Source organism: Rhizobium sp. BK313 (assembly GCF_014193655.1).
In the GTDB taxonomy this organism is placed as follows: domain Bacteria; phylum Pseudomonadota; class Alphaproteobacteria; order Rhizobiales; family Rhizobiaceae; genus Rhizobium.
Genome location: NZ_JACHZQ010000005.1, coordinates 95,834 through 115,788 on the forward strand (window position 1 = coordinate 95,834; position 19,955 = coordinate 115,788).

At 61.1% G+C, this 19,955-nt stretch carries 15 protein-coding genes; 6 read left to right on the forward strand and 9 right to left on the reverse strand.

Annotation, left to right across the window (positions count from 1 at the left end; all coding sequences use genetic code 11):
• Nucleotides 1-26 precede the first annotated feature (26 nt).
• The 4 genes from hemA to FHT86_RS23945 all read right to left on the reverse strand — a co-directional run bounded on the left by hemA (nucleotide 27) and on the right by FHT86_RS23945 (nucleotide 5,189).
• Nucleotides 27-1,238 carry a 5-aminolevulinate synthase gene (hemA, locus tag FHT86_RS23930; RefSeq protein WP_133709285.1) on the reverse strand — a complete coding sequence of 404 codons (1,212 nt, stop codon included), beginning with the start codon at nucleotides 1,236-1,238 and terminating at the stop codon, nucleotides 27-29.
• Between the two features lie 218 nt (nucleotides 1,239-1,456).
• The gene (locus FHT86_RS23935; RefSeq protein WP_133709165.1) at nucleotides 1,457-2,251 is read right to left on the reverse strand and encodes an FAD binding domain-containing protein; all 795 of its coding nucleotides are present in this window, start codon (nucleotides 2,249-2,251) and stop codon (nucleotides 1,457-1,459) included.
• Between the two features lie 20 nt (nucleotides 2,252-2,271).
• Complete coding sequence (locus FHT86_RS23940; protein WP_133709164.1) at nucleotides 2,272-4,617, reverse strand: xanthine dehydrogenase family protein molybdopterin-binding subunit; 2,346 nt, start codon at nucleotides 4,615-4,617, stop codon at nucleotides 2,272-2,274.
• 83 nt (nucleotides 4,618-4,700) lie between these two features.
• Complete coding sequence (locus FHT86_RS23945) at nucleotides 4,701-5,189, reverse strand: (2Fe-2S)-binding protein (protein ID WP_133709163.1); 489 nt, start codon at nucleotides 5,187-5,189, stop codon at nucleotides 4,701-4,703.
• Between the two features lie 299 nt (nucleotides 5,190-5,488).
• On the opposite strand from FHT86_RS23945, the gene FHT86_RS23950 reads away from it, so the two are divergent.
• The 3 genes from FHT86_RS23950 (at nucleotide 5,489) to FHT86_RS23960 (ending at nucleotide 12,326) form a co-directional block, all read left to right on the forward strand.
• A complete protein-coding gene (locus FHT86_RS23950) occupies nucleotides 5,489-5,785 on the forward strand; it encodes a YMGG-like glycine zipper-containing protein (RefSeq protein WP_133709162.1) in 297 nt (98 codons plus the stop codon).
• Between the two features lie 419 nt (nucleotides 5,786-6,204).
• Complete coding sequence (locus tag FHT86_RS23955; RefSeq protein ID WP_133709161.1) at nucleotides 6,205-8,073, forward strand: autotransporter assembly complex protein TamA; 1,869 nt, start codon at nucleotides 6,205-6,207, stop codon at nucleotides 8,071-8,073.
• A gap of 62 nt (nucleotides 8,074-8,135) precedes the next feature.
• Nucleotides 8,136-12,326: a translocation/assembly module TamB domain-containing protein gene (locus tag FHT86_RS23960; RefSeq protein ID WP_133709160.1), complete on the forward strand. Its 4,191-nt coding sequence runs from the start codon at nucleotides 8,136-8,138 to the stop codon at nucleotides 12,324-12,326.
• A 36-nt stretch (nucleotides 12,327-12,362) separates the two neighbouring features.
• Here FHT86_RS23960 and FHT86_RS23965 read toward each other — a convergent pair whose 3' ends face one another.
• A complete protein-coding gene (locus FHT86_RS23965; RefSeq protein WP_133709159.1) occupies nucleotides 12,363-12,791 on the reverse strand; it encodes an Lrp/AsnC family transcriptional regulator in 429 nt (142 codons plus the stop codon).
• A 137-nt stretch (nucleotides 12,792-12,928) separates the two neighbouring features.
• On the opposite strand from FHT86_RS23965, the gene rocF reads away from it, so the two are divergent.
• From rocF to FHT86_RS23980, 3 genes are all read left to right on the forward strand, one after another.
• Complete coding sequence (gene rocF, locus FHT86_RS23970; RefSeq protein WP_133709158.1) at nucleotides 12,929-13,864, forward strand: arginase; 936 nt, start codon at nucleotides 12,929-12,931, stop codon at nucleotides 13,862-13,864.
• Nucleotides 13,865-13,936: 72 nt separating this feature from the next.
• Nucleotides 13,937-15,139 carry an ornithine--oxo-acid transaminase gene (gene rocD / locus FHT86_RS23975; protein ID WP_133709157.1) on the forward strand — a complete coding sequence of 401 codons (1,203 nt, stop codon included), beginning with the start codon at nucleotides 13,937-13,939 and terminating at the stop codon, nucleotides 15,137-15,139.
• A 134-nt stretch (nucleotides 15,140-15,273) separates the two neighbouring features.
• Entirely contained in the window at nucleotides 15,274-15,750 is a 477-nt protein-coding gene (locus FHT86_RS23980) for a chemotaxis protein CheW (protein ID WP_133709156.1), read from the forward strand.
• A gap of 62 nt (nucleotides 15,751-15,812) precedes the next feature.
• Here FHT86_RS23980 and FHT86_RS38495 read toward each other — a convergent pair whose 3' ends face one another.
• Genes FHT86_RS38495 through fdhF form a run of 4 tightly spaced genes read right to left on the reverse strand, consistent with a single transcriptional unit; the run spans nucleotide 15,813 to nucleotide 19,949 of the window.
• Entirely contained in the window at nucleotides 15,813-15,941 is a 129-nt protein-coding gene (locus tag FHT86_RS38495) for a hypothetical protein (RefSeq protein WP_281413721.1), read from the reverse strand.
• A 10-nt stretch (nucleotides 15,942-15,951) separates the two neighbouring features.
• On the reverse strand, nucleotides 15,952-16,209 hold the full coding sequence (locus tag FHT86_RS23985) for a formate dehydrogenase subunit delta (RefSeq protein ID WP_133709155.1): 258 nt from the start codon (nucleotides 16,207-16,209) through the stop codon (nucleotides 15,952-15,954).
• Nucleotides 16,199-17,026 carry a formate dehydrogenase accessory sulfurtransferase FdhD gene (fdhD, locus tag FHT86_RS23990; RefSeq protein WP_133709154.1) on the reverse strand — a complete coding sequence of 276 codons (828 nt, stop codon included), beginning with the start codon at nucleotides 17,024-17,026 and terminating at the stop codon, nucleotides 16,199-16,201. The genes FHT86_RS23985 and fdhD overlap by 11 nt, the downstream gene beginning before the upstream one ends.
• A 43-nt stretch (nucleotides 17,027-17,069) precedes the next feature.
• Nucleotides 17,070-19,949 (reverse strand): formate dehydrogenase subunit alpha, encoded by a 2,880-nt coding sequence (fdhF, locus tag FHT86_RS23995; protein WP_133709153.1) that lies wholly within the window; start codon nucleotides 19,947-19,949, stop codon nucleotides 17,070-17,072.
• Nucleotides 19,950-19,955 lie beyond the last annotated feature (6 nt).

The window sequence follows — 19,955 nt, forward strand, 5'->3', positions numbered from 1 at the left end:
GAGAGTCGTCACCGTAAGCGGCGGCTTTACGCCACCGCCCTTGCCAGCGCGCAGCGCGACCAGAGCGCATGCAGCGCGCCGACGAGATGCTCTATATCGGCATCGGAATGCAGCGGCGTCGGCGTGATGCGCAGACGTTCGGTCTTCTTCGGCACGGTCGGATAGTTGATCGGCTGGACGTAGACACCGCAATCGAGCAACAGATCCGAGATCCACTTGCACTTGGCGGCATCGCCGACCAAAACCGGCACCACATGGCTCGGGTTCGGCATATGCGGAATGCCAGAGGCGTCGAGCTGGGCGCGCAGCCTGCGGACCCGGTCCTGATGGCGGGCGCGTTCGAACTGGCTGACCTTCAGATGCCGGATCGAGGCGACGGCGCCTGCCGCCAATGCCGGCGGCAACGACGTCGTGAAAATGAAGCCGGATGCAAACGACCGGATGAAATCGCAAAGTGCCGCCGATGCGGCAATATAGCCGCCCATGACGCCGAAGGCCTTGCCGAGCGTGCCTTCGATGACCGTCAGCCGGTCCATCAGCCCTTCGCGCTCGGCAATGCCGCCGCCGCGCGGGCCGTACATGCCGACGGCATGCACTTCGTCGAGATAGGTCATAGCGCCATATTTGTCGGCGAGATCGCAGATCTCCTTGATCGGAGCGATGTCGCCGTCCATCGAATAGACGCTCTCGAAAGCGATGAGCTTCGGCGCCTTCGGATTGGCTGCCTTGAGCTTGGCTTCGAGATCATGCAGGTCGTTGTGCTTCCAGATGACCTTGTCGCACTTCGCGTAGCGAATTCCCTCGATCATCGACGCATGGTTCAGCGCATCCGAGAAAATGATCAGGCCGGGAATCTTTGCACCAAGCGTGCCGAGCGTCGCCCAGTTGGAGATATAGCCGGAGGTGAAGATCAGCGCCGATTCCTTGCCGTGCAGATCGGCAAGTTCCTGCTCCAGCAGAACGTGGTAGTGGTTGGTGCCAGAAATATTCCGGGTGCCTCCCGCACCCGCGCCACAGTGATCGATCGCCTCTTTCATCGCTTCGATTACTTTCGGATGCTGCCCCATGCCGAGATAGTCGTTCGAGCACCAGACCGTTACGTCCTTGGAGCCTTCGGGCGTATGCCAGGTCGCACGCGGAAAGCTGCCCCGCTGACGCTCGAGATCGGCGAACACGCGGTACCGGCCTTCCTGATGTAGACCGTCCAGTTCGCCCTTAAAAAATGCTTCGAAATCCATCATCTGCTCCAGAACCATGCGACCGTTTTTCATGATTGCCGGTCTGCACGTCAACCCCTCCGCATTGCTTTCACGCCCCGCTGCGGCAAATGGCCCATAATTTTGAACAATTCCAGACAAGAATAGCCAATCACCGAGAATTGACAACCGAGCCATGTCCAGAACGCACGAAACCGGAAGAACGGATAGGCCCGTCCTCCCGGCTTTCTATGAGAGATTTACGCCGCGGCCACAGCGCGCTTGGCCATGACCTTGATCAAATTGGCGCGGTATTCGGCCGTGGCATGCAGATCGGACATCAGCGCCGACGAATCGACAACTGCGGTGGCGAGCGCATCCGGCGACCAGTTCGCCGCAAGCGCCTGCTCCATGCCTGCATGACGGAACACGCCATCTGAACCCGCACCGGTGACCGCCACTCGGACACCACCCGTCCCCTGCGTGACGAAAACACCGGTCATGGCGTAGCGCGAGGCCGGGTTGGGGAATTTGGCGTAGCCGGCCTTTTCCGGCGCCTCGAAGGTGATGGCGGTGATCAACTCACCGTCTTCGAGCGCCGTCTCGAACAGGCCGGTGAAGAAATCATCGGCCGCGATCTGCCGCTTGTCGGTGACGATGGTAGCCCCCAAACCCAGCATGGCCGAAGGATAGTCCGCCGCCGGGTCGTTGTTGGCGACCGAGCCGCCGATCGTGCCCATATTGCGGACATGTGGATCGCCGATCATGCCGGCAAGATCCGAGAGCGCCGGACAGACGGCGCGGATCGCCGCCGAGGAGGCGACCTCCGCATGCGTCGTCGCAGCCCCGATCGTCACTCTGCGGCCGTCGACGCGGATACCCTTCAACGTCGGGATATGCCGGAGATCGACAAGATCGCTCGGCGAGGCCAGACGCTGCTTCATGGTGGCGATTAGCGTCATTCCACCTGAAACATATTTGCCCTCCGGCGCATCAGACAGAAGCTTGACGGCTTCGTCAACCGAGGAGGCACGGTGATAGTTGGTTGCATACATGGTCTTCTCCTCCTCTTGTCTCAGGCCACGGCCCGCGCCGCTTCCCACACCTTCAGCGGTGTGGCCGGCATGGTCAGGGTATTATTGCCGATCGCATCGGTGATGGCGTTAATCAGCGCCGGCGGCGAGCCGATGGCGCCCGCCTCGCCGCACCCCTTGACCCCCAGCGGATTGCCGGGGCAAGGCGTGTTTTGATGCGACAGATTGAAGGACGGCAGGTCGTCGGCGCGCGGCATGGCGTAATCCATGAAGCTCGCCGTCAGCAATTGGCCGCTGGCATCGTAGTGCACCCCCTCGAGCAGCGCCTGGCCGACCCCCTGCGCGATGCCGCCATGCACCTGACCTTCGACAATCATCGGATTGATGATATTGCCGAAATCGTCGGCCGCGACGAACTGGATGATCTCGGTCTTACCCGTCTCCGGATCGACCTCGACTTCGCAGATGTAGCAGCCGGCCGGGAAGGTGAAGTTGGACGGATCGTAGAAGGCGGTTTCCTTCAGGCCTGGCTCCATGCCGGAGGGCAGGTTATGCGCCGTATAGGCCGCCAGCGCCACCTGGAACCACGGCAGCGACTTGTCGGTACCAGCGACTTTCACCTCGCCGTTCTCGATGACGATATCGCTTTCATCGGCTTCCATGAGATGCGCGGCGACTTTTTTCGCCTTGGCCTCGACCTTGTCTAGCGCCTTCACCACGGCGGACATGCCGACGGCGCCGGAACGGGAACCATAAGTACCCATGCCCATCTGCACCTTGTCGGTGTCGCCATGAACGATCGACACACTGTCGATCGGCACGCCGAACCGGTCGGCGACGAGCTGCGCGAACGTCGTCTCATGACCTTGGCCATGGCTGTGCGAACCGGTGAGCACCTCGACGGTACCAACGGCATTCACCCGCACTTCCGCCGATTCCCATAGGCCGACACCGGCGCCGAGCGATCCGACCGCCTGAGACGGCGCAAGGCCGCAGGCCTCGATATAACAGCTCATGCCGATGCCACGCTTCATGCCGCGGGCTTCTGCCGCCGCTCTGCGGGCCGAAAACCCGTTCCAGTCGGCCTGCTGCATGGCAGCATCGAGAGATGCCTCGTAGTTGCCTGCGTCATAATTCATGATGACTGGCGTCTGATGGGGGAAGGAGCGAATGAAGTTGGTTCGCCTAAGTTCCGCCGGTGAAACGCCGAGCTCGCGTGCCGCAGTTTCTATCGTACGTTCCAGAAGATAGGTCGCTTCCGGACGCCCGGCGCCGCGATAGGCGTCGACCGGCACCGTATTGGTATAGACGGTGCGGACATTGGCGTGGATCGCTGGGATCGCATACTGGCCGGACAGCAATGTCGCATAGAGATAGGTCGGCACGCATGACGAGAAGAGCGACATGTAAGCGCCGAGATTGGCGATGGTATCGACCTTGAGCGCCGTGATGCGGTTCTGGGCATCGAAGGCCATCTTCACCTTCGAGACATGGTCGCGGCCATGGGCGTCGGTCAGGAATGCCTCGGTACGGTCGGCTGTCCACTTGACCGGCACACCGGTCTTCTTCGAGGCCCAAAGGCAGACGACCTCTTCCGGATAAATGTAGATCTTGGAGCCGAAGCCGCCGCCGACATCGGGGGCGATGACGCGTAGCTTGTTTTCCGGCGCGACATTATAGAAGGCGCTCATCACCAGCCGCGCCAGATGCGGGTTCTGGCTGGTGGTGTAGCAGGTGTAGTGTTCGTCCCCGGCATCATATATGCCGAGGGTCGCCCGCGGCTCCATGGCATTCGGCGACAGCCGGTTGTTATGGATTTCGACCTCCGTCACATGGGCGGCCTCTCCGATTGCCTTGTCGGTCGCAGCTGCGTCGCCGAGCTCCCAGTCGAAGATCAGATTATTTTCCGCTTCCGGATGAAGCTGTGGCGCACCGGGCTTCAACGCCGCGACCGCCTCGACAACAGCCGGAAGCTCTTCGTAATCCACCGCCACGGCTTCGGCGGCATCGCGGGCCTCCCCAAGTGAATCGGCAACGACGATCGCCACGGCATCGCCCACATACCGCGCCGTCTCGACAGCCAACGGCCGCCAGGCGCCCATTTTCATCGGTGAACCATCCTTGGAATGGATCATCCAGCCGCAGATCAGATTGCCGATGCCGTCGGCAAGCAATTGCTTACCGTCCAGCACGCCAATCACGCCCGGCATGGCGAGTGCCGCCGACGCGTCGATCCCGGCGATCTTCGCATGCGCATGCGGGCTGCGGACGAAATAGGCATATTTCATGCCCGGCACGACCATATCGTCGGTGTAGCGCCCCTTGCCCGTCAGAAATCGTTTGTCTTCCTTGCGCGCAACGCGCGCGCCAATGCCTTCAACGCCCATGACATCCTCCCATTGGGGTTCCGGGCCCGGCAATCCGCCAAGATAACAGTCGTTGGCGTTCGCCAGACAATCTCGGTGAAATCTTATTCAGCCGCCTGTTTAGCGGCGTGCATCTCAGCATTGGCAGAAAGAACTGCCTTGACGATATTATGGTAGCCGGTGCAGCGACAGATATTGCCGTCGAGCTCGGCCCGGACCGTCTTTTCGTCCAGCGCACCCCCGTGGCGACTGATCATGTCGACCGCCGTCATCACCATGCCGGGCGTGCAGAAGCCGCATTGCAGGCCGTGATGCTCCTTGAAAGCAGCCTGAACGGGATGCAATTCGCCATTGGCAGCGAGACCCTCGATGGTTGTAATATTTGAGCCGGACGCTTGCACGGCAAGGAGCGAACAGCTCTTGATCGATTTGCCATCCATGTGAATCACACAGGCGCCGCACTGGTTGGTGTCACAGCCGACATGGGTACCCGTCAGGCCAAGTTTTTCCCTGATAAAATGGACGAGCAGAGTGCGATCCTCGCACTCGCCGCTGACCGTCCGGCCGTTCACCGTCAAAGTCACTCTCGACATATTTTCCTCCTCGCCTCTCCTCCAGAGGCAACAGCCATCATTTGACTTTTTTGAAGTGCGATCAACCTCTACTTTAGGAAGGACGTGGATTTTTCTCTCCGCCTCGTTCCTTTTGTTTACCGAATGTAGATGCGGCTAGTTTAGCACCAAAAAAACCGCAAGTGCCCAATGGACAAACATATTTTGCACGATATTTCTTCGTAGCTGCAGGACTGCAAGGACAGCCCATCGTGGTGGAGCTGGAAAAATTGGGACGGCGTTTGCCGGGGTACCGGCTTAACTAACGTTGGAGAGAGTAAATGAAGAAAGCTCTTATGCTCGCATTGGTCGGCTTGTCTATCGCAAGCTGCACCCCGACTGAACAAGGCGCCGGCATCGGCGCTGCGTCCGGCGCCATCATCGGCGGCGCCGTCACCGGCAATGTCCGTGGTGCAGCCGTCGGCGCCGCGATTGGCGGTGTTTCGGGCGCGGTGATCGGCAGCGTGGCCGAACAGCCCGGCCAGTGCTACTACCGTGACCGCTATGGCCGTCGCTACATCGACGATTGCCCGCGCGGTGGTTATCGCCGCAGCAGCTATTACGGCGGCGGCTACTGATCGATCGCCGATTGAGATATGGAAGTCCCGGGCAGAAGTCCGGGACTTTTTGATTCCGGTCCTTACCTCCTCATCTGTGAGGAGTTGCAAATATGCCGCGACCAGCGAAAATGACGTCAGTTTCAACGCTGGATCGAAAGCCGCGATTGCAAAAACGACGACCATCACCCCTTCTGCATAAATTGCTGAAATGCCCTAAGTCCCGGATGAAAATCCGGGATTTTTCATTTCGGAAGCGGTCCTTTGCAGGTTTTTGACTCTAAAGTGGTACACGCGGGACGCTTTTGCCTCTATGGTGGCCGCGCGTTAACCCGGGGGAAACGCCAAACTGAGAAAGTTCTTATATAACCGTAAAGCGGCGCATGCATAAACGAACGGGCCCGAGGAAGAGTATTGCGTATCGGCGAGCAGGCACCGTAATGGCGGTCGCGGCAACGCTTGCGTTCGGCCCGCTCTATGCTGGAAACGCACTCGCTTTCAAGCTGTTCGGTATGACGCTCTGGGGCGAAGACGAGACGGCAGATCAGGTTTCGGATCCCGTTCACTACACCGTCGATTTCAAGACGGGCAATCTCGATAAGGATCTCAAAGAGGCTCTGACCGAAAGCTCGATGCTGGTCTCCGACAAGAAGAAACCCGTCTCCGGTGATCTCGGCGTCGTCATCAAGGCGCGCGATGATCGCGAACGGCTGATCGCCACGCTCTATGAAAAAGCCCGCTATGGCGGCGTGGTCACCATCACGGTCAATGGCACCAACATCGACGCGCTGCCGCCGAACCCCAGCTTCAGCCGTTCGAAGCCTGTGGCCGTGACCATCAGCGTCGACCCTGGCCCTGTCTTCAAACTCGGCAAGATCAGCCTGCTTGGGGATGCAAGCAGACTGGATGCCGCTCAATACGGGCTTGTGACCGGCGGCGATGCCGGCTCACTGACTATCCTGAAAGCTGGAGACAAGATCGTCGCCGACTTCAAGAACGAGGGGCATCCGCTCGCCAAGCTGACCAAGCGCGATGTCGTTGCCGACCATGAAACGAATGAGGTCGATGTGACGCTGACGGTAGACAGCGGACCGCTGGCGCCCTTCGGCAATGTCGGCGTCACCGGTCAGAAGTCGGTCGATCCGGATTTCATCAAGCGCTATGCCCGCATCAACGAGGGCAAGCCCTATTCACCGGACGAACTGAAGAAAGCCTCTGACCGCCTGCGCAAGCTTGGCGTCTTTTCCAGCGTCACCATCCGCGAAGCCGACAAGCTGGCGCCGGACGGCAGCATTCCCATGACCATCGAAGTATCGGAAGGCAAGCAGCGCTATTTCGGTTTCGGCGCGCAATATTCCACCATCGACGGTTTCGGTCTACAGGGCTATTGGGGCCATCGCAACCTGACCGGCCGGGCGGACTCGCTGCGCATCGAAGGATCGGTCGCCCGTCTCGGCGAAACGACCGATGTCGGCCAGCTCGACTATAGCGCCGGCATTACCTATGTCCGACCCGCCACCCTCTATCCTTCAGCAACCTTCACCACCGGCCTGAAGATGCAAAGCCTGCATCCGGATGCCTACGATGCCGATACCGTCACTGCGAGCGCCGGCCTTGCCTACGAGCTGTCCGATCAGGATACCGTCTCGGGCGGCGGCGAATTGACCTATGAGCAAGACAGCACCGACGCCTATGGCGATCAAAACTATCTAACGCTGGCGATCCCGCTCGAATATATCAGGGACACGCGCGACAACAAACTGGACCCGACCGAGGGCTACCGCGCATCGATCAGCGCCAAGCCAAGTTATGAAGCATTGGGCAGCTCGGTGTTCAGTTCCTTCGAAGGTTCGATTTCCGGCTATCAGGGCGTCGGCGCCAATAATAATGTCGTCTTCGCCGGCAAGCTTTCTCTCGGCTCGCTGATCGGCGCCAACAGTATCGCGGATATTCCGGCGACCCGGCGTTTCTATGCCGGCGGCGGCGGGTCGGTGCGCGGCTACGCCTATCAGGAAATCACGCCCTACGACTCCAACGGCAACGCACTCGGCGGCCGCTCCTATGCCACCGCCTCTCTTGAAGCCCGCGTCAAGATCACCGATACGATCGGCATCGTGCCTTTCGTCGACTTGGGCAGTGTCACCGGCAGCACTTTTCCTGACTTTTCCGATGTTCGCATTGGCGCGGGCGTCGGTGTGCGCTACGCTACACCCTTCGGCCCCATCAGGCTCGACGTTGCCGTCCCACTCAACAAATATCCAAACGGCACGGCATACGGTATCTATGCCGGCATCGGCCAAGCCTTCTGACAAGCCGTACAGTCGGAGACGGTTCAGCACGCGGTTACAAAATTGAGGTTACTGTCGCTCTCATGAGCACGTTGATTCGAATTCTCGGGAGATTGGTACGCCTCATCGCCTATGCGGTTGTGGCAATCCTCGCGCTTGCGATCGCCGTCGTGCTCATTGTCGGCTTCGTGCCCGCAGCGACCGGTTATGCCGTCAACCAGGTGGCGAGGCTCGTCTCGACGCCCGACCACACCATCACAATTACCCAGCCGTCGGGGCTCCTGACCGGCAGCCTTAGGGTCGGCTCGATCGCGGTTGCCGACACTAAGGGCACTTTCGCCAAGGTTCAGAACCTTGCCATCGACTGGTCGCCGACCTCGCTGCTGACGGGCACTTTCCATGCCGACCGCGTTGCCGCCAGCGCCGTGGATTTTCAACGCTTGCCGGTCACGACCGCGAAGGCGGCGCCGGAGCCGCAAGCAACTACGAACGAAAGCAAAGGCTTCTCGCTGCCCATCGCCGTCGATATCGCAGCCATTGCATTGCCCGATCTCCGCATCGGGCAAGCTGTGGCCGGCCAGGATTTCGCGCTTACCGCCAACGGCAGCGTCAAGGCGGACAGCAGCAGCATCGACCTCATCCTCAATGCCAATCGCCAGGATGTCCCCGACGCCAAGCTCTCCACCGACATTGCGTTCGCACCGGCAGAAAACCGGCTGAACCTCAGGGCCGAGATCGCCGAACCTCGTGATGGTATGCTCGCCGGGATGCTGCATCTGCCGGGCGGTCCGGCGATCAATATCAACCTCTCCGGCGAGGGCCCGTTGTCGAACTGGGCCGGCAAGTTGCAGGCCGCACTCGACGGCAAGCCGACGGTGTCGATAGATGGCCATCACGCCATTTCCGCCGACGGGCTGCACCATATCGACGTGAAGGGCGGCGGCGACGTCGATTCACTGCTGCCGCCGACCTTCCGCCCGCTCTTCGCCGGCCAGACGACGATTGACCTTTCCGCCACTTTCGATGGCAAGGGCAAGATCGATATCCAGACCGGCAATCTCGCAACCGGCAGCGTTGTCATCGCCGCCTCTGGCACGCTTGATCCCTCAGGCAATAACAGCCTCAACGCCAACCTGCTCGGCACATCGGGGCCAGTCGATTTCCGCTGGCCGATGGAAGACGGCGAGGTGCGGGCAATGATTTCGCGTGTCGATGTCGCGCTGACGGGCGCTGCGCAGTCCGTGAAGATCGACGCCAAGGCCTCGCTCGAAAGCGCCAGCACGCCGCAAGGCCAGATCGGCCAGGTGAACCTCAGTGCCAAGAGCGACGCCTTCAACCTGACCAATGGGTCCGGCCCCCTGCAGCTTCGCCTCGTTATCGGCCAGACCGCTTTCATCAGCCCCGATCTCAACCGCCTGATCCGTGCGCCGATCGCGCTGACGGCGCCGCTGCAGCTTTCGCCGGACACGATTGGCTTCAACAACACGACGCTGGAAAGCGCCAGCATCGGCGGCACAGTCAACGGCAAATATACGCTGTCGTCGAAGTCGCTGACCGGCAACTTCAAGATCTTCGCGCTGCCTGCCGTGCTGCCGGACGGCGTGTCGGACAAGTTCGAGGGAACGATTTCGCTCGAGGGTCAGGTTGCCGGTACCGTGCCGACGAAAATGAACCTCTCCAACCTGGCCCTGAAATCCAACATTGGCGAGATAAACGGCAATGCCGCGCTCGATGGCCAAACACTGACATCCGACATCACTGGCAAACTGCTCGATCTCTCCAAGCTTGTCCCGAATGCCGAGGGGCAGGCGGATATCGGCGTCAAGGCAAAGGGTCCGCTGACAGCGCTCGGCATCGAAGCGACGGTAAAGGCCGTCAACGTCAAGCTCGCCGGCCGCCTGCTGGACACGCTCGACGTTGCTCTGACCGGAACAGCGGATCCGAATGCGCCGCAGGCGAACGTGCAGGCAAATGGCGCAATCGACGGTAAACCGATCAGCATTACCGCCAATGCCACCTCCCAGAGCGGCCGTACCAGCATCCCTAAGCTCGCCGTCGAAGTCGGCCCCAACAAGCTACAGGGCAGGCTGGAGCTTTCGCCGAGTTTCGAACCATCAGGCACGTTGAACTTCGATCTTCCCGACCTCAGCCTGCTTGCCGCCCTGGCCGGCCAGAAAGCTGACGGCGATCTCAAGGGCTCGGTCGATCTCTCCAACGCCAATGGCAAGATCGGTCTGAAGGTCAACGCCAGCGGCAGCGGCATCCGCCGTGACGATCTCTCGATCAACAAGCCGGCCATCGCGCTGACCGTCGACGACCTCAAGGCCTTTTCCGCCAATGGCAGCATCCGCGCCGATGCCATTGCTTCCGGCGCCAACCGTATTGCCAATCTCGGGCTGACCTTCACGCAGCAGGGCAGCCGTACGGTTTTCGATCTCAAGTCGAACTATGACAACGCTCCGCTGACTGCCAATGGTAATGTCGAGACCGGCGGTGGCCAGACGGTCGTCAGCCTCGACAATTTCGCCGCCGCGCCGCGCACTATCCCGGTCAAACTGGCGTCGCCGACCAAGATCTCCATCAAGGATGGCACGGCATCGTTGAACGGCCTTACCATCCAGACCGGCGGCGGTTCTGTGATAGTCAACGGCACGGCTGGACAAGCGCTGAACATCACCGCGCAGATCGCCAACTTGCCCGCCAGCCTCGCCAATGTCTTCGTGCCGACTCTTGCGGCAGAAGGGGTGATCTCCGGTACGGTGACCGTGACCGGCAAGCCGGCTGCACCCGTCGTCGGCTTTCAGACCAATTGGTCAGGGGCGGCGACCAGCCAGACGAAATCGGCCGGGCTCGGCCCGCTCGGCATCAGGGCGAACGGCCAGTTCGCCAACAATACGGTCACCATCGACACCAGCCTCACCGGCCAGAATGGCTTGGCGCTCAACGGCGGCGGCACAGTTGCCGTAGCAGGCAGCAACGCCCTGGCGATGAAGTTCTCCGGCACTCTGCCCTTCGATGCGATGGCCGGACAGCTCGCCGCTCAGGGCCTCAGCATGACGGGCGCGGCGAGGATCGACATACAGATCGCCGGCACGACAGCAGCACCTTCCGTGAGAGGCACGATCTCCACCGACGGCGCCAAGCTCGTCGATGTCCGCCGCAACCTCACCCTTAACGGCCTGGCCGTCACTGTCACCCTCGACGGCAGGCAAGCGGTGATCTCGCGGCTCAACGGCAATCTCGCCAGCGGCGGTAGCGTATCGGCAAGCGGCACGATCGGTATCGCTCCGGGTAGTGGCTTTCCCGCCGATATCCAGTTGAGATTCAATAACGCCACCTATGTCGACGGCACGCTGGTGACCGCAACCATCAACGGCACAATCGGAATCAAAGGGCCGCTTTTGACCGCGCCGGTGCTCACAGGCAGTCTGAAGCTCAACAGAGCGTCCATCACAGTGCCGGAAAAACTGCCGGCCTCGCTCTCCGAGATCAACATCAGACACAGGAACGCACCTGCCGCCGTCAGCGCCCAGTTCAGGGACCAGAAGTCACAAGGCCCGAGAGATAAGTCCACCACCCTCGGCATCGACCTCCAACTCGACGCGCCTTCGCAGATCTTCGTCCGCGGCCGCGGCATCGACGCGGAACTCGGCGGCAGCATCACCATTCGCGGCACGGCGGCGAACCCCATCGTCTCCGGCGGTTTCACCATGAGGCGCGGGCGCCTGACCATCCTCAGCCGTCGCCTGGATTTCACCAATACCAGCAAGATCACTTTCGGCGGCGACCTGACGCCTGCCCTCGACATGGAAGCTACGTCGACCGTGAGCTCCACCACCATCACTGTCGACGTCACCGGTTTGGCCACCGACCCGCAGATCAGTTTCTCGTCCTCGCCTGCCCTGCCTCAGGACGAGGTTCTGGCACAACTGATCTTCGGACAATCGATGTCGAAGCTTTCAGCCCTGCAGATCGCCCAGCTCGCCGATGCTGCAAGCCAGCTCGCCGGCGGCCACTCAACCTCGTTGTTCGAGGGCCTGCGCAGCCATCTCGGTGTCGACGATCTCGACATAACGACAGACGCAAAAGGTCAGGCGCAGGTGGGCGCCGGCAAATATCTGAACAAGCGCACCTATATCGAGCTGCAGCAGGGCGCCGCCAACAACACCAAGGCGATCATCAATCTCGACGTCGGGCGCGGAGTAAAGCTGCGGGGAGCGGCCGGCTCGAATGGCGCGGGCGAAGCCGGCATCGTCTATGAGCGTGAGTATTGAGGCCTTCTTCGCCCCACCGGGAGACGGAGAAACGACCTAAAATCCCATCTTGCTCGTCTTCAGCAAAATATTAGACTCCGTCGTGTTGATGCCGTTGATCAGCCGGATGCGGCGCAGCGTTTCGTCGAAGGAGGCGAGGTCGCGGTCTTCCAGTTCAGCGATGAAATCCCATTTGCCGTTGGTGCTGTGCAACGCCCTTACCTGCGGCAGGCCGCGAAGCTGGTCGGCGACCTTGTCCGCCATCTTGCCGAGCACCTCGATCATGATGATGGCGCGCACGCCGGCGGCGCGGGTTTCATGGCCGGTTCTGATGGTGAAGGCGGTGATGGTGCCGCTATCGACCAGCCGTTCGATGCGCGCGGTCACGGTGGCGCGTGAGGCGCCGGTCGCTGCCGCCAGCGATGAGACGGAGGTACGGGCATTGTGGCGCAGCGCGCTCAGGAGGTCGCGATCGAGATCATCCATGGACTTGTCATTCTGCTAGATAGCACTATTCAATTTGTCGAAGACTACTCGATTTTCGACAATTTTCCATCTTTTTGCTGTCATCTCCCTCACTGATAATCGAGATCGACAGCCCCTAACTCTCTGGAGCGCCGCCGATGAACGTAGAATCCACATCCATCACACTGATCGGCGTTCCGCTTGAGGAAGGCTCCGGCCGCCGCGGCGCCGGCATGGGCCCAACAGCCCTGCGCATTGCCGGCATCGAGACGATGCTGACGGAGCTCAACCACCGCGTCACCGACGCCGGCGACCTGCGTCCGGCCCCGGCCGCCGATCTGCCGGACCATCCGAAGGCACATAATTTGAAGATCGTCGGCGCCTTCACCCGTGCTCTGGAAGCCAAGGTCTACGAAGTTGCCTCGTCGGGCGGTTTCCCGCTGATCCTCGGCGGCGATCACAGCCTCTCCATGGGCAGCGTCTCCGGCATGGCGCGCTATGCGGCTAGGGTTGGCCGGCCGCTGTTCGTGCTTTGGCTGGACGCGCATTCGGACTTCAATTCCCCGGCCACATCGCCCTCGGGCAATATTCATGGCATGCCCGTCGCCTTCTTCTGCGGCGAAGCGGAAATCGCAGATATCCTGCCGGCCAGCCGGCCACTGGTCGATCCGAAGAAGGTTTTCCAGGTTGGCATACGCTCCGTCGATCCGCACGAGCGCCAGGAAATCCGCGAGCACGGCGTCAACGTCTTCGACATGCGCTCGCTCGACGAACAAGGTGTGGCGGCGATCATGCGCCGGGTGCTCGACACGATCAGCGCCGCCAACGGCCTGCTGCATGTCAGTTTCGATGTCGATTTTCTCGATCCGGATATAGCGCCGGGTGTCGGAACGACCGTACCGGGCGGCGCGACCTTCCGCGAGGCCCATCTCATCATGGAAATGCTGTCCGACAGCGGCCTCGTTTCATCGCTCGATCTGGTCGAACTCAATCCGTTCCTCGACGATCGCGGCAAGAGCGCCCGCGTCCTGGTGGAAATGGCAGCAAGCCTGTTCGGGCGGCGCATTTTTGATCGCCCGACAAGGGCGGCCTAGGTTTTCAATCTGGCATGATCTTACCCAAAGCCATCTACACTTTGGGGAGTATTTACTCCGCGGGAGACTACCATGAGCGCATCTGCCGATCTTATCGCCACCGAACAGCGCCTCGGCGCCCACAATTACAAGCCGCTCGATGTCGTGCTGAACCGCGGCGAAGGCGTCTACGTCTGGGATACGGACGGCAAGCGCTACCTCGATTGCCTGTCGGCCTATTCGGCGGTCAACCAGGGTCACTGCCATCCGAAGATCCGCGAAGCGATGATCGAGCAGGCCGGAAAGCTGACGCTCACCTCCCGCGCTTTCCGCAACGACCAGCTCGCCTATCTCTATGAAGAGCTGGCGGCGCTGACCGGCTCGCACAAGATCCTGCCGATGAACTCCGGCGCAGAGGCCGTCGAAACCGCGATCAAGGCCGTGCGCAAATGGGGCTATGAGGTGAAAGGCGTTCCGGAAAACCAGGCGGAGATCATCGTCTTCTCGAACAATTTCCATGGCCGGACACTCAGCATCATCAGCTTTTCGACCGATCCGGATGCCCGCACCGGCTTCGGCCCATATACGCCAGGCTTCCGCACTGTTCCCTTCGGCGATGTCGATGCCTTTGCTGCCGCAATCAACGGAAATACCGTTGCCGCGCTGATCGAGCCGATCCAGGGCGAGGCCGGCGTCATCATTCCCGCGCCCGGCTACTTCACCCGCGTGCGCGAACTCTGCACCGTCAACAACGTCACCCTCATCCTCGATGAGATCCAGACCGGCCTGGGCCGCACCGGCAAGCTGCTCGCCGAAGAGCACGAGGGCATCGAGGCCGACGTGACGCTGATCGGCAAGGCTCTGTCGGGCGGCTTCTATCCGGTTTCCGCGGTGCTTTCCAATTCTGAAGTGCTCGGCGTCTTGAAGCCCGGCCAGCATGGCTCCACCTTCGGCGGCAATCCACTCGCCTGCGCCGTCGCTCGCGCCGCACTGCGCGTCCTGACCGAGGAAGGCATGATCGAGAACGCCGCTGTCATGGGCGATTATTTCCTTGAAGGCCTGCGCTCGATCCGCTCGAACATCGTCAAGGAGGTGCGCGGCCGCGGGCTGATGATGGCGGTGGAACTGGTGCCGGAGGCCGGCGGCGCGCGGCAATATTGCTACCAGCTCAAGGATCTCGGCCTGCTCGCCAAGGACACGCACGATCACACGATCCGTCTTGCGCCGCCATTGGTCATCACCCGCGATCAGGTCGATTGGGCGCTGGAACAGATCGACAAGGTACTGGCTAAATAAGCCAAACCTTTGGAAGTGGCCAAAGTATATCCTGTCGAAATCTCTTCTACAGGTTTAGGTTTGAGCAACATTCTTGCGTTATCGTCGTGATAACGCGTCAGTTTTGGCGCCGTGCTCCAATGGGAAGAATGTTCATGGCCACGATCAATTCCACCAGCTTCAGCGGCGACACTTTGGAGATCATTGCCTTCCGGCTTCATGATCAGGAGTTCTGCGTCAAGACCACCACGATCCGCGAAATTCGCGGCTGGGCGCCGTCCACGCCGATCCCGCATGCGCCGGCCGATGTCATCGGCGTCATGAACCTGCGCGGCTCAGTCATCCCAATCATCGACCTCGCCTACAAGCTTGGCATGAAGAGCACGGTCGCCAATGAACGCAGCGCCATCGTCGTCGCCGAAGTCCACAACATGGTCATCGGCATGCTGGTCGACCGCGTCTCCGATATCCTGACGATTTCCTCCAGCCAGGTCCAGCCAGTCCCCGAAGTCACTGCCTCCTTCGATCGCGCCTATTGCGAAGGCATCATCGCCACCGAAAGCGGCATGATCTGCTTCCTGAACCTCGCCAAGATGTTCAAGGAAAGCGAAGCGGAAGAACTCGCCGCCTAAGCGCCTGTTTTTCATTCCACCCTCCATAAATAAAACCGCCCGGTTTTCCAGGGCGGTTTTCTTCATGCAAGCAGCGTGCCGGGTTCAGCCGAATAGCGCATATTGATCCTCACCCAGACACCCCAGAGCAGCGGAATGCCGACGATTGCCCAGGCGATCAACGCATTGGCGATCAGACCCAGCGCCAACATTAAGGCCGGATCAGTCTTGTTTGACCGGCTCCGGTCTATGGATCAAGGGGGCTGCCTCCAGCACCAGAGGATTCAACCCACTGTCTCCCTGATCGATCATCTCGAAAAGCTGCCGCCGCATGCGCGGTTCCCAGAACTTATTGATATGCGTCGCAACGCCCTGCACCGCTTCGTTGGCCGGCTGCGTCTTGAAGAAGGTGGCGATCTGGTTCGCCATATAGACGAGCTTGGTCGCGGTTTTTCCATGAGGTGTGTCGTCAGGCGACATCGGCGATGCTCCCCGGGATAATGCGCTGCGGGTGGGTGAAAATCTCGAAATCGTCGCCGCGCACCAGTGCCACCAACGTCATGCCCGCCTCCTCGGCCGTACGGATAGCAAGTGCCGTCGGCGCGGAAATGGCGACGAGGACGGAGCTGCCCAATATCGCCGCCTTCTGCACCATCTCGACGGACAGCCGGCTGGTGACGGCAACGACGCCCTCAGAGCCCTTATGGCCGGAACGGATGACGGCGCCGCAGAGCTTGTCCAGCGCATTGTGCCGCCCGACATCTTCGCGCACCGCGATCAATCCCTCGGCCGGGATATAAAAGCCCGCCCCATGCACGGCGCGGGTCTCGCGGTTCAACAACTGCGCGTCGCTCAAAAGAGCGACTGCCTTGACGATATCTCCATGCGAGACCGTCAGCGAGACCGTCGAAACATCCGGCACCTTGCGCACCGCCTGCTCGATCGATTCGATGCCGCAGAGCCCACAGCCGACCGGTCCGGCCATATGCCGTCGCCGGACGCGCAGCGCATCGGCCGCGTCATCGACCAGGGTGATCTGCACGTCAATCCCCTGCTCGTCTTCAACCGGCTCGACCGCGGCAATCTGATCGATATCGGTAATGATGCCCTCGGTCAGACTGAATCCAACCGCAAAATCCTCAATGTCGGCCGGCGTTCCCATCATCACCGCATGCGAGGAGCCGCCATAGGAAAAAGCGATCGGCACCTCTTCCGGCACGATGCGCGATCCGGAGCGAACAACGCCGTTGCGACGCACAGTCTCGGGGGCGGTGGTGGTGGGAGGGAAACGGGTCATAGGCTGACGGGGCGTGTAGTACCCCCCTCTTTCGCTCTCGATCTCACTCCGCCGCCTCCAACTTCCCAGCAATCCGGCGAGACTGTCGCGCCTGTTCGTCGTAGTCGATCTGCCATTGCGACGGACCGTTGGAGGGCGAGACCTGTACGGCCGTCACCTTGTATTCCGGGCAATTAGTCGCCCAGTCGGAATAGTCCGTCGTGATGACGTTCGCTTGCGTATCGGGATGGTGGAAGGTCGTATAGACCACGCCGGGGGCCACGCGGTCAGTGATCAGCGCACGCAGCGTCGTATCGCCGGAGCGGCTGGCGAGCTTGATCCAATCTCCATCGCGGATGCCGCGCTGTTCGGCATCGTGCGGATGGATCTCCAGCCGGTCCTCGGCATGCCAGACGACATTCTCCGTGCGCCGTGTCTGCGCCCCGACATTGTACTGGCTGAGAATGCGTCCCGTCGTCAGCAGCAGCGGGAAGCGCGGTCCGGTGCGTTCATCAGTCGCGACGTACTCGGTGCGGATGAACTTGCCCTTGCCGCGCACGAAACCGTCGACATGCATGATCGGCGATCCCAGAGGCGTCTTTTCGTTGCAGGGCCACTGCACGGAACCCATCTTCTCGAGATAATCGTAGGAGACCAGCGCAAAGCTCGGCGTCGTCGCAGCGATCTCGTCCATGATCTCCGATGGGTGCTGATAATTCCAGGCAAGACCCATGGCCTGCGCCATCTTCTGCGTCACTTCCCAGTCGGCATAGCCGTTGCGTGGGCTCATCACCTTGCGCACGCGGTTGATGCGGCGCTCGGCATTGGTGAAGGTGCCGTCCTTTTCCAGGAAGGTCGAGCCCGGCAGGAAGACGTGGGCGTAGTTGGCCGTCTCGTTCAGGAAGAGATCATGGACGACGACGCATTCCATGGCGGCAAGGCCGGCCGCGACATGCTTGGTGTCCGGATCGGACTGCAGGATATCCTCGCCCTGGATGTAGATGCCCTTGAAGGTGCCATCGACGGCGGCATCCAGCATATTGGGGATGCGCAGGCCCGGCTCCTTGTCGAGCTTCACACCCCAGAGCTTCTCGAAGATATCGCGCGTCGCATCGTCGGAGATGTGGCGATAGCCCGGCAGCTCATGCGGGAAGGAGCCCATGTCGCAGGAACCCTGGACGTTGTTCTGGCCACGCAGCGGGTTCACGCCGACGCCCGGACGGCCGATATTGCCGGTCGCCATGGCAAGATTGGCGATGGCCATGACAGTCGTCGAGCCCTGGCTATGCTCGGTGACACCCAGGCCGTAATAGATCGCGCCATTGCCGCCCTTGGCATAGAGACGGGCCGCACCGCGAACGAGATCGGCGGGAACGCCAGTGAACTTTTCCGTCTCCTCCGGGCTATGCTGCGGCTCGGCAACGAAAGCTGCCCAGTCCTCGAATTCCGACCAGTCGCAGCGCTCGCGGATGAACTTCTCGTCGAACAGACCTTCCGTGACAATGACATGGGCAAGTGCCGTTAACACGGCGACATTGGTGCCTGGCTGCAGTGGCAGGTGGAAGCTTGCCTCCACATGCGGCGTACGAACCAGATCGATGCGGCGCGGATCGATGACGATAAGCTTCGCGCCTTGGCGCAGCCGCTTCTTCAGCCGCGAGGCGAACACCGGATGGCCGTCCGTCGGGTTGGCGCCGATGACGATGACGACGTCGGATTGTTCGACGCTGTCGAAATTCTGCGTGCCGGCCGAGGTGCCGAACGCCTGGCCAAGGCCATAGCCGGTCGGCGAATGGCAGACGCGGGCACAGGTATCGACATTGTTGTTGCCGAAGCCGGCGCGCACCAGCTTCTGCACCAGGAATGTCTCCTCGTTGGTGCAGCGCGACGAGGTGATACCGCCGACGGAATCGCGGCCATATTGATATTGGAGGCGCTTGAATTCGGTGGCGATATGCGCAAACGCCTCATCCCAGGTGACTTCGCGCCAGGGATCGCTGATCTTCTCACGGATCATCGGATTGAGGATGCGGTCTTTGTGAGTCGAGTAGCCATAGGCGAACCGGCCCTTGACGCAGGAATGGCCGCGATTGGCCTGGCCGTCCTTCCACGGCACCATGCGCACCAGTTCCTCGCCGCGCATCTCCGCCTTGAAGGAGCAACCGACGCCGCAATAGGCGCAGGTGGTGACGACCGAATGCTCCGGCTGACCGATCGATATCACCGATTTTTCGGTCAACGTCGCCGTCGGGCAGGCCTGCACGCAGGCGCCGCAGGAGACGCATTCCGAATCGATGAAACTCTCGTGCATGCCCGCGGAGACGCGCGAGCCAAAACCGCGGCCCTCGATGGTCAGCGCGAAGGTGCCCTGCACCTCCTCACAGGCATTCACGCAACGGGAGCAGACGATGCATTTGGACGGGTCATAGGTGAAATAGGGATTGGACTCGTCCTTCGGCATCCATTTCAGATTGATCTCGCCACTGTTGCGCGCCGTAACGTGATTGTCGCCGTCATAGCCGTAGCGGACGTCGCGCAGACCGACGGCGCCCGCCATGTCCTGCAATTCGCAATCGCCATTGGCGGCGCAGGTCAGGCAGTCGAGCGGATGGTCGGAGATATAGAGCTCCATCACGCCGCGGCGGATATCCTTCAACCGGCCGGTCTGTGTGTGCACCACCATGCCCGGCGCCACCGGCGTCGTGCAGGAGGCCGGCGTGCCTGCCCTTCCCTCGATCTCGACCAGACAGAGGCGGCAGGAGCCGAAGGCATCGATCATGTCGGTGGCGCAAAGCTTCGGTACCATGATCCCTGCTTCTCTCGACGCGCGCATGACCGAGGTGCCTTCCGGCACGGAGATCTGCTGCCCGTCAATGGTCAAGGTCACCATGGTTTCGGAGCGGGAGGCGGGCGTGCCGTAGTCGATTTCGGAAACAAGGGACATCTGGTC

Coding starts and splice junctions, on each gene's coding strand:
- hemA (WP_133709285.1), bottom strand. CDS start 1,238: ATGGATTTCGAAGCATTTTTTAAGGGCGAACTGGACGGTCTACATCAG.
- FHT86_RS23935 (WP_133709165.1), bottom strand. CDS start 2,251: ATGTATGCAACCAACTATCACCGTGCCTCCTCGGTTGACGAAGCCGTC.
- FHT86_RS23940 (WP_133709164.1), bottom strand. CDS start 4,617: ATGGGCGTTGAAGGCATTGGCGCGCGCGTTGCGCGCAAGGAAGACAAA.
- FHT86_RS23945 (WP_133709163.1), bottom strand. CDS start 5,189: ATGTCGAGAGTGACTTTGACGGTGAACGGCCGGACGGTCAGCGGCGAG.
- FHT86_RS23950 (WP_133709162.1), top strand. CDS start 5,489: ATGAAGAAAGCTCTTATGCTCGCATTGGTCGGCTTGTCTATCGCAAGC.
- FHT86_RS23955 (WP_133709161.1), top strand. CDS start 6,205: ATGGCGGTCGCGGCAACGCTTGCGTTCGGCCCGCTCTATGCTGGAAAC.
- FHT86_RS23960 (WP_133709160.1), top strand. CDS start 8,136: ATGAGCACGTTGATTCGAATTCTCGGGAGATTGGTACGCCTCATCGCC.
- FHT86_RS23965 (WP_133709159.1), bottom strand. CDS start 12,791: ATGGATGATCTCGATCGCGACCTCCTGAGCGCGCTGCGCCACAATGCC.
- rocF (WP_133709158.1), top strand. CDS start 12,929: ATGAACGTAGAATCCACATCCATCACACTGATCGGCGTTCCGCTTGAG.
- rocD (WP_133709157.1), top strand. CDS start 13,937: ATGAGCGCATCTGCCGATCTTATCGCCACCGAACAGCGCCTCGGCGCC.
- FHT86_RS23980 (WP_133709156.1), top strand. CDS start 15,274: ATGGCCACGATCAATTCCACCAGCTTCAGCGGCGACACTTTGGAGATC.
- FHT86_RS38495 (WP_281413721.1), bottom strand. CDS start 15,941: ATGTTGGCGCTGGGTCTGATCGCCAATGCGTTGATCGCCTGGGCAATC.
- FHT86_RS23985 (WP_133709155.1), bottom strand. CDS start 16,209: ATGTCGCCTGACGACACACCTCATGGAAAAACCGCGACCAAGCTCGTC.
- fdhD (WP_133709154.1), bottom strand. CDS start 17,026: ATGACCCGTTTCCCTCCCACCACCACCGCCCCCGAGACTGTGCGTCGC.
- fdhF (WP_133709153.1), bottom strand. CDS start 19,949: ATGTCCCTTGTTTCCGAAATCGACTACGGCACGCCCGCCTCCCGCTCC.